The 13,832-nt window shown below is 76.5% G+C and carries 15 protein-coding genes; 11 read left to right on the forward strand and 4 right to left on the reverse strand.

Features of this window, described 5'->3' with window-relative positions; all coding sequences use genetic code 11:
- Positions 1-129 precede the first annotated feature (129 nt).
- Positions 130-849 carry an MBL fold metallo-hydrolase gene (locus SM577_RS18590; RefSeq protein WP_302922190.1) on the forward strand — a complete coding sequence of 240 codons (720 nt, stop codon included), beginning with the start codon at positions 130-132 and terminating at the stop codon, positions 847-849.
- Positions 850-865: 16 nt separating this feature from the next.
- On the opposite strand, the gene SM577_RS18595 is transcribed toward SM577_RS18590, so the two are convergent.
- Both SM577_RS18595 and SM577_RS18600 read right to left on the reverse strand, forming a co-directional pair.
- Positions 866-1,201, reverse strand: a complete 336-nt coding sequence (locus SM577_RS18595) for a hypothetical protein (protein WP_088994030.1) — start codon at positions 1,199-1,201, stop codon at positions 866-868.
- A gap of 158 nt (positions 1,202-1,359) precedes the next feature.
- Complete coding sequence (locus tag SM577_RS18600; protein WP_302922189.1) at positions 1,360-2,571, reverse strand: MFS transporter; 1,212 nt, start codon at positions 2,569-2,571, stop codon at positions 1,360-1,362.
- A 154-nt stretch (positions 2,572-2,725) separates the two neighbouring features.
- Here SM577_RS18600 and SM577_RS18605 point away from each other — a divergent pair, with 154 nt between their 5' ends.
- From SM577_RS18605 to SM577_RS18615, 3 genes are all read left to right on the forward strand, one after another.
- Complete coding sequence (locus tag SM577_RS18605) at positions 2,726-3,712, forward strand: LacI family DNA-binding transcriptional regulator (RefSeq protein ID WP_474587515.1); 987 nt, start codon at positions 2,726-2,728, stop codon at positions 3,710-3,712.
- Between the two features lie 277 nt (positions 3,713-3,989).
- On the forward strand, positions 3,990-4,694 hold the full coding sequence (locus SM577_RS18610) for an alpha/beta hydrolase (protein ID WP_302922187.1): 705 nt from the start codon (positions 3,990-3,992) through the stop codon (positions 4,692-4,694).
- Positions 4,695-4,727: 33 nt separating this feature from the next.
- Positions 4,728-5,669 carry an AraC family transcriptional regulator gene (locus tag SM577_RS18615; protein ID WP_474587516.1) on the forward strand — a complete coding sequence of 314 codons (942 nt, stop codon included), beginning with the start codon at positions 4,728-4,730 and terminating at the stop codon, positions 5,667-5,669.
- 39 nt (positions 5,670-5,708) lie between these two features.
- On the opposite strand, the gene SM577_RS18620 is transcribed toward SM577_RS18615, so the two are convergent.
- Positions 5,709-6,401 carry a TetR/AcrR family transcriptional regulator gene (locus tag SM577_RS18620; protein WP_302922185.1) on the reverse strand — a complete coding sequence of 231 codons (693 nt, stop codon included), beginning with the start codon at positions 6,399-6,401 and terminating at the stop codon, positions 5,709-5,711.
- Positions 6,402-6,467: 66 nt separating this feature from the next.
- Here SM577_RS18620 and SM577_RS18625 point away from each other — a divergent pair, with 66 nt between their 5' ends.
- Positions 6,468-7,655 (forward strand): FAD-dependent oxidoreductase, encoded by a 1,188-nt coding sequence (locus tag SM577_RS18625; RefSeq protein ID WP_474587517.1) that lies wholly within the window; start codon positions 6,468-6,470, stop codon positions 7,653-7,655.
- A gap of 9 nt (positions 7,656-7,664) precedes the next feature.
- Here SM577_RS18625 and SM577_RS18630 read toward each other — a convergent pair whose 3' ends face one another.
- On the reverse strand, positions 7,665-8,123 hold the full coding sequence (locus SM577_RS18630; RefSeq protein WP_302922183.1) for an NUDIX domain-containing protein: 459 nt from the start codon (positions 8,121-8,123) through the stop codon (positions 7,665-7,667).
- Positions 8,124-8,490: 367 nt separating this feature from the next.
- Between SM577_RS18630 and SM577_RS18635 the strand changes: the two genes are divergently transcribed.
- The 6 genes from SM577_RS18635 to SM577_RS18660 all read left to right on the forward strand — a co-directional run bounded on the left by SM577_RS18635 (position 8,491) and on the right by SM577_RS18660 (position 12,786).
- A complete protein-coding gene (locus tag SM577_RS18635; protein ID WP_474587518.1) occupies positions 8,491-9,270 on the forward strand; it encodes an LppM family (lipo)protein in 780 nt (259 codons plus the stop codon).
- 115 nt (positions 9,271-9,385) lie between these two features.
- On the forward strand, positions 9,386-9,730 hold the full coding sequence (locus tag SM577_RS18640) for a hypothetical protein (RefSeq protein ID WP_088994040.1): 345 nt from the start codon (positions 9,386-9,388) through the stop codon (positions 9,728-9,730).
- Positions 9,731-9,741: 11 nt separating this feature from the next.
- A complete protein-coding gene (locus SM577_RS18645) occupies positions 9,742-10,350 on the forward strand; it encodes a glycine zipper family protein (protein ID WP_474587519.1) in 609 nt (202 codons plus the stop codon).
- The gene (locus SM577_RS18650; RefSeq protein ID WP_474580656.1) at positions 10,347-11,045 is read left to right on the forward strand and encodes a carboxypeptidase-like regulatory domain-containing protein; all 699 of its coding nucleotides are present in this window, start codon (positions 10,347-10,349) and stop codon (positions 11,043-11,045) included. The genes SM577_RS18645 and SM577_RS18650 overlap by 4 nt, the downstream gene beginning before the upstream one ends.
- Before the next feature lie 18 nt (positions 11,046-11,063).
- Positions 11,064-12,305 carry a phage tail sheath family protein gene (locus SM577_RS18655; RefSeq protein ID WP_302922179.1) on the forward strand — a complete coding sequence of 414 codons (1,242 nt, stop codon included), beginning with the start codon at positions 11,064-11,066 and terminating at the stop codon, positions 12,303-12,305.
- 1 nt (position 12,306) lies between these two features.
- Positions 12,307-12,786, forward strand: coding sequence for a phage tail protein (locus tag SM577_RS18660; protein WP_474580655.1), 480 nt, complete (start codon positions 12,307-12,309; stop codon positions 12,784-12,786).
- Positions 12,787-13,832 lie beyond the last annotated feature (1,046 nt).

Below are 13,832 nucleotides of genomic sequence, written 5' to 3' on the forward strand. Positions count from 1 at the left end.
GACGCCGGGCAGAGGGCACGCGGAGGGGGATGCCGGCGGCGCGGCCGACGTGCCGGGAGCCCGATCTCCGGCGGGGTTTAGGATCTTGGCGGACAGCCGTTTTCCGCACCCGTCCGAGGAGGTGTCGCGATGATCGACATGAGGTTCGAGCACCTCGCCGGGCGAGTCTGGCTCTGCCCCGGCGACCCCGATCCGGCGGCCGTACAGGCCGGCGTCGCGCTGGTCGCCGACGACCGGGGCAGCGTGCTGATCGACGCCGGGCAGAGCCCCGCGCACGCCCGGGAGATCCAGGCCGCGCTGCGCGCCGCCGGGCTGCCGGCGCCGCGCTGGCTGGTCTACACCCACCACCACTGGGACCACGTCTGGGGCGCCTGCGCCTGGCCGGACGTGGAGATCGTGGGACACGTCGCCGGCGAGCGGCTGCTGCGCGAGGAGGCGGCCCGGCCGTGGAGCCACCGGTACCTGCGCGAGCAGGTGCGGGCCAATCCGCGGCTCGGCCCCAGCTTCCGGGCCCGGGCGTTGGCCGTCGACTCGTGGGAGGGCTTCGCGGTGCTGCCGCCCACCCGGACCTTCACCGACGAGCTGGAGCTGCCGGTGGGCGTACGGGTGCGGCACGTCGGGGGCGGACACGCACCGGACTCCACCGTGGTGACCGTGCCGGACTCGGGGGTGCTGCTGCTCGGCGACGCCTACTACCCGCCGCCGGCACACCTGCGCACCCCGGCGGACCGGCCCGACCTGGGCCTGGTACGCCGGCTGCTGAGCGACGACGTCCAGTGGTACGTGGCGAGCCACCAGCCGCCGATGACGCTGGACGAGGCGCGCGCGGCGGTCGCCGCCGAGGCGTGAACCCGCCCTCGTCCGGTCAGCGGGCGCGCCGCTCCGGGTGGGCCCGGTTCCAGGCGCGCATCCGCTCCGGGTAGCCGGTGCGGGCCGCCTCGTACAGCGGCACCGCGTGCTTGCGGGCGATCGCGCCGGCGGCCCGCGGGGTGCCGGTCCGGCGGCGGATCCACTCGCCGTCGTGGGCGATCGCCACCACCGTGGTGTCCGTCGCCGTGGTCTCCGGTTCCAGGTAGAACTCCACGCCCCGGCGGCTGGTCACGAACGCCTCCAGCGCCGCCAGGTCCTCGCGGGTCGCCTCCCGGTCGAGTTTCGTCACCGCTCCCTCGGCGGCCCGCGGCCGCCGGCTGAACCAGCCCATGCCCCGCTCCTCTCCTCGCCCTCCCAGTGCACCACCCCTGCCTGGCAACCCCCTGGACACTCCCTGAGAGCCCCCTGCGCGGCGAACCGGGGATCGTCCGCCGGAAGGTGGGCGTCGACGACCACCTGCTGAGCGATCGTGGTGACCACCGTCGCGGGTCAGCGGGACGGGGGGCGGAGGGCGGGGACCAGGGCGAGGGTGGGCACCAGGAGCAGCGGCACCACCAGCAGGGCCTGCAGCGTGCCGACCCGGTCGCCGAGCATCCCGAGCAGCGGCGGCCCGCCGAGGAACGCGGTGTAGCCGATCACCGCGACCACGCTGACCCGGGCCGGGGCCCGCTCCTCGTCGTCGGCGGCCGCGCTCATCCCGACCGGGAAGCCGAGCGAGGCGCCGACGCCCCAGAGCGCGACGCCGGCGATCGCCACCGGCCCCGATCCGGCCAGCACCGCCGTGGCGGCGCCGACGGTGGCGAGCAGGATGGTGGCGACCAGCACCCGCACCCGACCCCACCGGTCCAGCGCCAGGGTGCCGACCGTCCGGCCCAGTGTCATGCCGACCACGAAGACGCCGAAGACCGCCGCGCCGGCCGCCTCGCTGAGGCCGTGGCCGTCGACGAAGGCGACCGCCAGCCAGTCGTTGGCGCTGCCCTCGGCGAACGCCATCACCAGCACCAGCAGGCCGACCAGCAGGGTGCGCGGCTCCCGCCAGGCGGCCAGCAGGTCCCGCCGGCGGCGGGCCGGAGCCGGGGCCGTCGTGCTCTCCGCCACCGGCAGGAACGACCGGGCGGCCAGCACGGTGCCGACCAGCACCACCACGGCGATCGCGGTCAGGTGGGCGGCGATCGGCAGGCCGAGGCGGGCGGCTCCGGCGCCGAGCGCCGCGCCGGCCACCGAGCCGAGACTCCAGGCCGCGTGGAAGCGGGGCATGACGGTACGCCCGAGCCGTCGTTCCACGGCCGCGCCCTCGACGTTCATCGCCACGTCACAGGTGCCGGAGCCGTAGCCGAGCGCGAAGAGACCGACCGCCACCCCGATCAGCGAGCCGGCGAGGCCGGCGAACCCGGCCAGGGTGAGGCCGGCCGCGACGAGCAGGGTGGAGGCGGCCACCGTCCGGGACGTACCGAGACGCTGGGCCACCAGGCCGGCGGTGGGCATGGCGAGCAGCGCGCCGGCGGAGATCGCGAGCAGCAGCAGCCCGAGCCGGCCGGCGCTGAGCCCGAGCGCCTCGCGGACCGCCGGCACCCGGCCGAACCAGGTGGCCACGGCCAGGCCGTTGAGGGCGAACACCACGGCCACGCCGGTACGGGCGGCGAGCACCGATCGGGGCACGGCCGGGGCCGGTGCGGCGGGTGGGGCGGTGGCGGGACTCACGGCGGGTTTCCTTCCGGTGGACGCACTTCCCCTCGATCGCACACCTGAGAGCGTTCTCACCACAACCCGGTGCCACCCCTTACCCACCGGCCCCGTGGCGCGGGATGATGCGGTGGGGACCGCCGGCGGGCGGCCGACCACGGGGAGGACAGCGATGACGACGGCACGCCGACCACCGACCCTCCAGGACGTCGCCGCGGCGGCCGGGGTCTCCCGGGCCACCGCCTCGCGGGTGCTCGCCGGCACCGGCTACGCCGCGCCGGTCACCCGCGACCGGGTCAACGCGGCCGCCGACCGGCTCGGGTACGCGCCGAACCTCGCCGCCCGGGCGCTGGTCCGGGGCAGCGGCGTGCGGCTGGTGGTCGTGGTGGCGGGCGCCGACGCCAGCGTCCTCGACGACCCGTACGTCGACCGGGTGGTCGGCGCGGCGGCGCGGGTCTGCGCGCCGTACGGGTTGGGGGTGGTGCTGCACTGGTTGCCGACCCGGGAGCCGGCCGGGCTGCGCCGGCTGGCCGAGGACCGCAGCGTGGGCGGGCTGGTCCTGGTCAACACCACCGAGGCGATGCTCGCCGCGATCCCCCGGGCGCTGCGCGGCCGGGTGGCCTCGATCGGCATCGGCTCCGCCCTGGTGCCCTCGTTCGACGTGGACAACGGCGGTGGCACGGCGGCCACGGTCCGCCACCTGTACGCCACCGGGCGCCGCCGCATCGCCATGGTGACCGGCCCGCGCTGGCTCTCCTGCGCCGGCCGCTCGGTCGGGGCGTACCAGCAGGTGATGCGGGACGCGGGGCTGCCGGTGCGGCTGGTGCCCGGCGACTTCACCGCGAGCCGGGGCCGGACGGCGGCCGGTGAGGTGCTGGCGCGCTGGCCGGACACCGACGCGATCGTCGGGATCAGCGACGCCACCGCGCTCGGGGTGATCGACCGGCTGCGCGGCGACGGCGTCGGCGTGCCCGGCGACGTCGCCGTGACCGGCTTCGACGACATCCCGCTCGCCGCGATGACCACGCCCGCGTTGACCACCGCGACCCACCCGGTGGCGCAGATCGCCACGGCCGCGGCGACCGCCGCGCTGGCCGGCCGGCCCGCGCCGCCGGTGACCGTGTTCCCGTCCCGGCTGATCCGCCGGGTCAGCGGCTAGGACCGGACCGGCCGCGGCTGGGCTGGGGCCGGACGGCCGCGGCGGCCCGGCCGGGCGGCCGTAGCGGATTCCCGTTCCGGCATCCGCGCCACGGCGACCGGCCGCAGGGCGAGCGCCGCCACGGCGACCCGCGGCGCCGGGCGGACCGGCCGGCGCGACGGCACCGGATCCGCCGGCGAGCCGGCGAGCGGCCGGCGCGACGACCCCGGGGTTAGCCGCCGGTCAGCGGGGTATCCGCGGGCGCACGCCCGCCCAGGAACTGGAGAGCGGTGATCCCGTGGCCGAACCCGCGCCGCCGCACCGGCAGCCGGAGGAGAACCCGCGGCACGGCCGGCTGACCACGCGGCCGGCCGCGCCGACCGCGCTGGCCGCCGCCGGGCTGGCCGCGCTGACCGACCCGCACGGCGGGCAGTTGGCCATGGTGTACGCCCCGGAACCGGTCGACGGGCCACCGTACCGGCTGGTGCTGCTCCTGCACGGGGCCGGCGGCTCGGCCCGGCAGGGGTTGGACCTGCTGCTCCCGGTCGCCGACGAGCACCGCCTGCTGCTGGTCGCCCCGCAGGCCGAGTCGAGCACCTGGGACCTGATCGTCGAGGGGTTCGGGCCGGACGTGCGGCGGGTGGACGGGTTGCTGGCCACCGCCTTCGCCGGCTACCCGGTCGACCGGGTGGCGGTCGGCGGGTTCTCCGACGGCGCCTCGTACGCCCTCTCCCTGGGCCTGACCAACGGCGACCTGGTCGACGCGGTGGTGGCCTTCTCCCCCGGTTTCGCCGCGCCGCAGGTCACCCACGGCCGGCCCCGGGTGTTCGTCTCGCACGGCACCGCCGACCCGGTGCTGCCGGTCGACGTGTGCAGCCGGCGCCTGGTCCCCCGGCTGCGCGGCCTCGGCTACGACGTCACCTACCAGGAGTTCGCCGGCGGCCACGAGGTGCCCGCCGGCACCCGGCAGCAGGCCGTCGCCTGGCTCGGCGGGCGAGGCTGAGGGCACCGCCGCCCGGCTGGCTATGATCCGGGCGTGGACGGGCTGACCGGGTTGCTGGACGGGGCCCGGGCCCGGGGCGCGTTCCTGCTCCGGTCGGTGCTGGACCCGCCGTTCGCGCTGCGCATCGAGGACCGGGCGCCGCTGACCGTGGTGGCGCTGGTGCGCGGTGCCGCCTGGGTGGTGCCGGACGACGGCGAGCCGGCCCGGCTGGGCCCCGGCGACGTGGCGGTGCTGCGCGGGCCGCACGCCTACACCGTCGCCGACGACCCGGCGACCCCGCCGCAGGTGGTGATCCACCCCGGCCAGCGGTGCACGACGCTGCGCGGCGAGCCGCTGACCGCACTGTCTGGGCTGGGCGTGCGCACCTGGGGCACCGGCCCGGACGCCTCGACGGTGATGTTGACCGGCACCTACCAGCTACCCGGCGAGCTGAGCCGGCGGCTGCTCACCGCCCTGCCGCCGCTGCTGGTGGTCACCGGCGACGACTGGCGCAGCCCGCTGGTGCCGCTGCTGGCCGAGGAGGTGACCCGGGACGCGCCGGGGCAGGAGGCGGTCCTCGACCGGCTGCTCGACCTGCTGCTGATCGCCGCGCTGCGCACCTGGTTCGCCCGGCCCGGCACCGCCCCGGCCTGGTACGCCGCCGCCGGTGACCCGGTGGTCGGCCCGGCGTTGCGGCTGCTGCAGCAGGACCCGGCCCGGCCGTGGACGGTGGCCGCGCTCGCCGCCGAGGTGGGCGTCTCCCGGGCGGCGCTGGCCCGGCGTTTCACCGACCTGGTCGGCGAGCCGCCGATGACCTTCCTCACCGGGTGGCGGCTGGCCCTCGCCGCCGACCTGCTGCGGGAGCCGGACGCCACGGTCGGCGCGGTGGCCCGGCGGGTCGGCTACGGCAGCCCGTTCGCGCTCAGCGCGGCCTTCCGGCGGGTGCACGGGGTGAGCCCGAGCGCACACCGGGTCGGCGCCGCGACCGGCGACTGAACCGGCCGGCCGGGACCGGCCTCGCCGGTGCGGCCGGCGTCAGGCCGGGTCGGTGGCGGCGCGCAGCAGGGTGCGTACGGCCGCCGCGAGGTCGGCCCGGCTGGCCGGGCTGCCCGGCGGCGGGGCGCTCAGCGCTCCGGCGCCGACCAGCCGGTCGAAGAGCAGCCCGTCGACGAACGCGACGAACTGGTCGCCTCGCCGGCGCGGGTCGGGCGCGCCGGCCCGGGCGAGCAGGTCGCGTGCCTGCACCCGCAGGCCGGTGCCGTGTTCGAGGATCTGCCGCAGCTCCGGCCGGTGCACCGCCTCCAGCAGGCAGGCGTACCGGGCCAGGGTGCGACTGCGGCCGGCGGTGAGCCAGCGGTCCAGCACCGCTGCCACGCCGGCGGCGAGCCGGTCGAGGTCGTCCGGGGTGAGCGGCGGCCCCGGCGGCCCGGCCGGCCGCTGCCCGGCCGGTAGCTGCTCGGCCGGCGGCCGCCCGGCCGGTAGCTGCTCGGTCGGTAGCTGCTCGGTCGGTAGCTGCTCGGCGACCAGGTCCGCGCGGTCGAGGTCGGCCAGCCGCTGCACCACCGCCTCGATCAGCGCCCGGCGGGTTCGCAGGTAGGCGGAGGTGGTGCCGAGCGGCACGCCGGCCCGGGCGTCGACCGCCCGGTGGGTCAGCGCCCGCATGCCCCCCTCGGCGAGCAGCTCGATCGCCGCGTCGGCCAGTGACGCCACCCGTTCCGCCCGTGCCATGCCCCTCCTCGGCCCGCTTCTACGGATGTAGTATGCCCTTCTACAGACGTAGAAGGGGCGGGTGCGATGGACGCGACGCGGACGGCGGTCGTGGTCGGCGGCGGGATCGGCGGTCTGGCCGCCGCACTGGCCCTGCACCGCGCCGGCTGGCGGGTCACCGTGCTGGAGCGCGCCCCCGAGCTGCGCGAGGTCGGCGCCGGGCTCACCCTGATGGCGAACGCGCTGCGCGGGCTGGACGCCCTCGGGCTCGGGCCGGTGGTCCGCGCCCGGGGGCGGCAGGCCCCCGGCGGCATCCGCACCGCGGGCGGGCGCTGGCTGTCCCGGTTGGACGCCGACGAGATGGCCCGGGTGCTGGGCACCACCGCGCTCGGCATCCACCGCGCCGACCTGCACCGGATCCTGGCCGACGCGCTGCCGGCCCCGGCGCTGCGCACCGGCGCCGAGGTGGACGACGTGGACCCGGACACCGGCGAGGTGCGCTACCGCCGCCACGGCGAGCCGGCCACGCTCCGGGCCGACCTGGTAGTCGGTGCCGACGGCCTGCACAGCGTGCTGCGCCCCCGGCTCTGGCCCGAGGCCCCGGCCCCGGTGTACGCGGGCTCGACCGCCTGGCGCGCGGCGATCCCGTTCCCGGCGCCGGTGCCGGCGGCGATCAGCTGGGGCCCGGCCGCCGAGTTCGGCATGGTGCCGCTCGGCGAGGGGCGGGTCTACTGGTACGGCGCGGTGACCGCCCCGCCCGGCGGGCGCGCCCCGGACGAACTGGCCGCCGTGCGCGAGCGCTTCGGCGCCTGGCACGACCCGATCCCGGCCCTGCTCGCGGCCACCCCGCCGGAGGCGGTGCTGCGCAACGACATCCTCCACCTCGGCACGCCGCTGCCGTCGTACGTGCGGGGGCGGGTCGCGCTGCTCGGCGACGCGGCGCACGCGATGACCCCCAACCTCGGGCAGGGCGCCTGCCAGGCGATCGAGGACGCGGTGACGCTCGGTGCGGTCTGCGCCGGCGGGGCGGCCGACGTGCCCGCCGCGCTGGCCGCCTACGACCGGCAGCGGCGGCCGCGCAGCCAGGCCGTCGCCCGGGCGGCGGCCCGCACCGGCCGGTTCGGGCAGCAACTGCGCCACCCGGTGGCGGTCGCGCTGCGCAACACGCTGATCCGGCTGACCCCGGCCCGCTCCGCGCTGCGCGGCATGGCCCGGTACGCCGACTGGCAGCCGCCGACCGCCAGCGCCCCGCCCCACCCCGCACCAGGCCGCTGACCCGCCCGGTCAGCCGGCGGCGGGGGGCCGGCCGGCCCGGCCGGTGGCGGCGAGCGCGGCCAGCCGGGCGTGCTCGAGCGAGCCGAGGAACCGGGCCAGCACCTCGACGGTGCCCGGGGTGTACGGCCGGCCGTCGAGGACCTCCTCGGCGGGCACGAACAGGATCGCCGCCCCCTCGCCGAGCACCACGTCGTCCTGCCCGGCACCGGTCGCGCCGCAGAAGTAGTGCTTCACCCGGCCCAGCTCGGGCAACTCCTGCCGGGCGAAGAGGCGCAACCCGTGCTCGGCGCGCAGCCCGGTCTCCTCCCACAGCTCGCGGACGGCCGCCTGCTCGGCGGTCTCGCCCGGTTCGCCGTGTCCGCCGGGCAGACCCCAGACGTTCGGATGCTTCGGGGCGTGCTCGTCGCGCAACTGCAGCAGCAGGCGCCCGTCCCCGTCCACCAGCAGCACGGCCGAGATCGAGATCATGTCGCAGCGTAGCCCGAGGCCGGCGTGATACCGGAGCGTCATCGTGATGGCTCTCCGGTGCCACCCTCGCCGGGACATTTGCCGATCCGCGACACGCCGGGCGGGTCGACGGCGGGCAACCGGCGGCGCGGGCGCCGGGAAATTGGCACCCGGCGGCCAACCTTTCAGATTAGCTATTCGACCGGTGATCGGCCTCAACCGAACGTGACAACGAGCCGGTAAGATCGGCGACTTCGTTGTGACTGATCGCTGACTGCTGACCGTGATCCGGATCACACAGACTGTGCCCATGATGACGGGACTCGTCCGCGGCAGAGCGCTCCGCGTCGCGGGGTGTCTCGCTCTCGTGGCCGTATTGAGCGGCTGCATGGAACTGAACATGGGGCTGGCCGTCAACGCCGACGACACGGTGACCGGCCAGCTCCTGCTGACCGCCCGGAAGACCGTGTTGACCAGCGGGAACCGGACTGTCGAGGCGGGCTTCGCCGAGCTGCGGCAGAACATCCCGGCACTGCCGCCCGGCGAGGAGACCCGCTACGAGGACGCCCGGGTCTTCGGTTTCCAGATCACCTATCGGAACACCCCGCTGAGCGATTTCAACAGCGAGAGCGTGAAACTCGTCCGGGACGGCGATCTCTACCGGTTCACCCTGCCGCTCGACCCGCAGAAATACGGCGGCAAAATCGCCGAAAAACACCCGCAGAGTCAGCAGGATTTCCTGCGGCTGATGTCGTTCGAGATTTCGGTGACCTTCCCCGGCCCGGTACGCGAGACCAACGGCACTGTCAACGGACGGTCGGTCAGTTGGCAGGTCGGCAGCAACCAGAACAAGCCGGCCGAATTGCGAGCGGTCGCCGAGGCGCCACCGCGGCCGTCGGCCGCCGCCGCCGAGGACGACGCCGGGGGCTTCCCCTGGCTGCTGGTCGTCGCCGGGGCGGTCGGCCTGCTCGTCGTCGCCGTCGTCGTCGTACTGCTGCTGCGGCGGCGCCCGGCGGCGCCCGCGACCGCCGGTGCGGCCGCGCCCGGGCCGGCGCCCGCCGGCCCTGCGCTGCCGGGCCAGCCGGGCGGCCCCACCCCGCCGGGCCGGGTGCCCGGCGGCCAGCCGGCGGCGGGATCGACGCCCGCCGGCCCGCCGGAGTCCGCCTGAGACACCCCACCCGCTCCCGTCCGCCGCCGCGGACGGGCCGTCGGAGACTCCCCGGAGCCGCCGGCCCGCACCACCACCCCGGTCGCACCACCGCACATCGAAGGGGGGATCGGCCATGAACGATCTCTTCACCTGGGCCGCCCTGGGCAGCCTGACCGGCGCGAGCGCCGCCACGCTGCTGGCCACCAACGTCATCGGCGGGCTGATCGGCCCGAGCGGCGACAAGGCCCGCAAGTGGATAGCGCTGGGCATCGCGCTCGCGCTGTCCTACCTCACCGCGGCGTTCGCCACGGACGCCGGCGCCGAGAAGTGGATCATCGCGTTCTTCAACGGCCTGGTCATCTTCTCCGCCGCGCTGGGCATCAACCAGCTGCCGCCCGGCAACCGGCAGGCGACCCAGGCGTCGCCCACCCAGCTCGCGCAGGGTCGCGAGCCCCGCATCATCCGCTCCTGGGTCTGAGAGGTGCCGCCATGATCTACGGAATCGTCAGCACCGCCGTGCACGTGGCCACCGGCGCCGTCCTCGGCCAGCTCGCCGGCGGCACCGTCGGGCTGCTGGTCGGCGCGGTGCTCGGCCTGCTGGTCGGCGGGGTGTTCGGCTGGGCGGTCGCCTCGGCCCGGGTCTACGGCGCCGACCCGAAGGGGGTCCTCCTCTTCGTCGTCGACCACACCTGGAGCCTGCTCAACACCGTGGTCGGCGCGACCTACCTGGCCGTCCACCTGGTCTTCGGGCACTCCCTGGACCGGGCCACCTCGCAGCACAGCTGCCGGGTCAACGTGGTCGAGGGCGTCTCGCCCCGCTACGCCACCACGATCGGCACGGTCTGCGCCGGGTCCGGCCCGGGCATCCAGCGCCACGAGGACGTGCACATCCTCCAGGCCCGCATCCTCGGCCCGCTCTACATCCCGCTGGTGCTCGCCAACTACGTGCTGTTCACCATCGCCCCGGTCTGGTTGCTCTACCACGACCACAGCAACGCGCCGATCAACCGGTTCACCCGCTACTTCGAGATCGGCGTCTACCCGCACGTGTGGAACGAGGCCATCGCCTACCGGGTGCAGGGGACCCCGCCGCGATGACCACCGGTGCGCGCGGTCCGATCGAGACGGCCACCGCCGAGCTGGCGGCGTGGCTGGCCGGGGCGGCGGGGGAACCCGTCCCGGTCGGCCCGCCGCGGCCCGACGACGACGGCGCCCGGCTGACCCTCTGGCCGCTGGAGCTGCGTGCGGCCCGGCAGACCCGGGGCAGCGGCGGCGTCCGCGAGCCGTACCGGTTCACCGTGCGCTACCTGCTCTGCGCCGGCGGGCCGGCCGCGCTGCCCGGGCTGGACCGGGTGCTCACCGCCGCGACCGCCGGCGGCGAGCACACGGTGGTGCTGGAGGCCGGCGACCCGCGACTCTGGCAGGCGTTCGGCACCGGGCCCCGACCGGCCCTGCTGATCGACGTGGCCGCCCAGGTCGCCCACGCCGGCACGGCCGCGCCGCCGGTGCTGGCCCCGCTGCGGCTGCGGCAACTGGAACTGCTGACCTTCGACGGGCGGGTGGTCGGCCCGGCCGAGCAGCCGCTCGCGGCCGTCCGGGTCGAGGTGGTCGGCCAGCCGTACGCGACCAGCACCGATCCCGCCGGCCGGTTCCGGATGGTCGGCGTGCCGCACGACCCCGACCACCCCGGCCCGGTGCGGCTGCGGCTGACCAGCCGCGGCCAGGTGCTCACCGCCGAGGTCGACCCGGCCGAACCGGACATCGTCATCGTCTGCCCACCACCGTCCCGCTGACCCGATCCGGGAGGACCGATGCCCACCTACTTCTCGCCCGGCATCTACGTCGAGGAGGTGCCCAGCGGCGCCCGCCCGATCGGACCGGTCGGCACCAGCACTGCCGCGTTCGTCGGCGTCGCGCCGGACCGCGGCGCCCACCTCGGCCGGGCCCAGGCGGTCAACAACTGGTCGGACTTCCTGCGGCTCTACGCCGACGGGGAGCGGCTGGAGAGCACGCCGCTGGCCCGGGCCGTGTTCGGTTTCCTGGACAACGGCGGCACCCGGTGCTGGGTGGTCAACGTCGGCGAGGACGGCGCGATCACCGGCACCGGCCAGCGCCGCGCCGGCCTGCAACTGCTGGAGGCCGTCGACGAGATCTCCATCCTGGCCGCGCCCGGCTTCCACGACCCGGTGTCGCACGAGGCGCTGCTCAGCATGGCCGAGCGGACCCGCACAATGGTGGCGATCTGCGACCCGCCGCCGGACGTCGACGACATCTCCACGCTGACCCGGGTGGCCACCCCGAGCGGCGGCAAGCCCCCGAAGCCGGCCGACGGCTCCGGTGGCGGTTCCGGCGGTTCGGGTGGTTCCGGGGGTTCCGGCGGGGAGGCGGCGCACCGGCCCCGGCAGTCGGACTTCGGCACCTTCTACTACCCGTGGCTGCGGGTCCGCGACCCGCTCAGCGGAGAGCTGGTGCTCACCCCGCCGAGCGGGCACATCGCCGGCATCTGGGCCCGCACCGACGCGCTGCGCGGGGTGCACAAGGCGCCGGCCAACGAGCCGGTACGCGGCGCGGTGGACCTGGCGTACCTGGTCACCCGGCCCGAGCACGACGTGCTCAACCCGAAGGGCGTCAACGTGATCCGCTACTTCGCCGGCGAGGGCATCCGGGTCTGGGGCGCCCGTACGCTCGCCGCCGAGGCCAGCGAGTGGCGCTACCTGAACGTGCGGCGGCTCTCCATCGCCATCGAGCAGGCGATCGCCAACGGCACCCGGTGGATGGTCTTCGAGCCGAACGACTTCTCGCTGTGGCGCTCCATCCGCCGCGACATCGGCGCCTTCCTGACCCGGGTCTGGCGGGACGGCGCCCTGCTGGGCCGCACCCCCGAGGAGGCGTTCTTCGTCAAGTGCGACGAGGAGACCAACCCGCCGGACGTCCGGGACGCCGGCATGGTGGTCGCGCACATCGGCATCGCGGTGGTGAAGCCGGCCGAGTTCGTGGTGTTCAAGCTGAGCCAGTGGGCCGGCGGCGCCGAGACCGAGACGATTGGAGGCTGACATGCCGACCACGGCCACCCCGCAGCCGGGCGCCCCGGTCGACCCGTACCGGGCCTACAACTTCAAGCTGCTCGTCAACGGCGTCACCAACGGGCACTTCACGGAGGTCAGCGGGCTGGAGATGAACATCCCCGCGCTGCCGTACCGGGAGCAGGGCAACGACCGGATCCGGATGATCCCCGGCCAGGCCGAGTACGAGCCGGTGACGCTGCACTTCGGGCTCACCGCCTCCCGGGAGCTGTGGGACTGGGTGCACGCCGTCGCCCGGGGCATGGTGAGCCGGCGCAACGTGTCGATCGTGCTGCTGGACGCCGCCGGCACCACCGAGGTGCTCCGCTGGAACATGATCAACGCGTGGCCGACCCGCTGGCGCGGCGCGCACCTGAACACCCTCGGCCAGGAGATCGCCATCGCCGCGCTGACGCTGCGCTACGAGGGTCTGGAACTGGAGACCGGCGGTGCCGCCCCGACGCCCGCGTAGCTGGCTGGCCGACCGGCTCCGCGCCCTCGCCGGCGGCGCGACGCGCCTGGCCGGGATCGTCGAGCCGGACACGTCGACCGGGTCCGGCCGGGACGCCCGGCGCGTCACCCCGGCCGGCCCGGAATCCGGGGACCGCCCCGGACGGCTGGCGTCCGGCGCGGGCGGCCCGACGCTCCGCGCAGCCGCCGACCGGTCCAACATGGACGGCGCGGCCACCCGCACGGCCGGCGGCCGGCCCAGCCGGGACGACGCGACCACCCGCACAGCTGATGGCCGCCTCGGCCAAGGCGACGTGACCGCCCGCCCGGCCAGTGGCCGAGCCAGCCTGGGCGACGCGACCACCCGCACGGCCGGCGGCCGGATGGAGCCCACCGGTTGGCCCTTGCGCCGCCCCGGTGAGCCGCCGGAGCACTGGCTCCGCCTGGTCGCCGCACACGCCCCCGGCCTCCTCCACGACCTCCCCCACGCTGTCCCCACTCCCCCGCCCCCGTCGCCCCACAGTGTTGATCAAGGCGGTCCCGTCAGCGACGGCTACACCCCTGACGGACAGCCCGTGCTCAACGGGCCCGGGGAGCTGGCGGTCGGGCGGGCCGCCGGGGATTGGGGGGTCGTGCTGCGGCCGGCCGTGCCGCCGGTAGCGGGTGATGCTGGCGCCGCCGCGGCGGGCAGCGACGGGGTCGGCGCCGGCCGGGCCGGCCCGGCCGAGGCGGGCGCCGGCCGGGCCGGCCCTGCCGAGGCGGGCGCCCGCGGGGCAGGCGCTGCCGGGGCAGGCGTCGGCGGCGGTGGGGCGGGCGTGGGCAGGGTGGGCGGCGGTGGGGCGGGCGTTGCGGGTGATGCGGCGGTCGCACCCGGAAGGCGGGTGCGCGGCCCCGGGTTGAGCGGCCTCGGGGGGCCGGAGGCAGGCCCGGCTGGCATGGCTGCCTCCGCCAGTGCCCGTCCGGGTGCACACCCGACCGACCCGGGACCACCCCCCGGCCCCCAGCGGGGTGCGCACCGGACCGGGCCGGGATCAACCGGCGCCGACCGAACGGGTCCGTACCGGACGG

Source organism: Micromonospora desertarenae (genome assembly GCF_056150265.1).

Coding starts and splice junctions, on each gene's coding strand:
- SM577_RS18590 (WP_302922190.1), top strand. CDS start 130: ATGATCGACATGAGGTTCGAGCACCTCGCCGGGCGAGTCTGGCTCTGC.
- SM577_RS18595 (WP_088994030.1), bottom strand. CDS start 1,201: ATGGGCTGGTTCAGCCGGCGGCCGCGGGCCGCCGAGGGAGCGGTGACG.
- SM577_RS18605 (WP_474587515.1), top strand. CDS start 2,726: ATGACGACGGCACGCCGACCACCGACCCTCCAGGACGTCGCCGCGGCG.
- SM577_RS18620 (WP_302922185.1), bottom strand. CDS start 6,401: ATGGCACGGGCGGAACGGGTGGCGTCACTGGCCGACGCGGCGATCGAG.
- SM577_RS18625 (WP_474587517.1), top strand. CDS start 6,468: ATGGACGCGACGCGGACGGCGGTCGTGGTCGGCGGCGGGATCGGCGGT.
- SM577_RS18630 (WP_302922183.1), bottom strand. CDS start 8,123: ATGATCTCGATCTCGGCCGTGCTGCTGGTGGACGGGGACGGGCGCCTG.
- SM577_RS18635 (WP_474587518.1), top strand. CDS start 8,491: ATGGAACTGAACATGGGGCTGGCCGTCAACGCCGACGACACGGTGACC.
- SM577_RS18640 (WP_088994040.1), top strand. CDS start 9,386: ATGAACGATCTCTTCACCTGGGCCGCCCTGGGCAGCCTGACCGGCGCG.
- SM577_RS18645 (WP_474587519.1), top strand. CDS start 9,742: ATGATCTACGGAATCGTCAGCACCGCCGTGCACGTGGCCACCGGCGCC.
- SM577_RS18650 (WP_474580656.1), top strand. CDS start 10,347: ATGACCACCGGTGCGCGCGGTCCGATCGAGACGGCCACCGCCGAGCTG.
- SM577_RS18655 (WP_302922179.1), top strand. CDS start 11,064: ATGCCCACCTACTTCTCGCCCGGCATCTACGTCGAGGAGGTGCCCAGC.
- SM577_RS18660 (WP_474580655.1), top strand. CDS start 12,307: ATGCCGACCACGGCCACCCCGCAGCCGGGCGCCCCGGTCGACCCGTAC.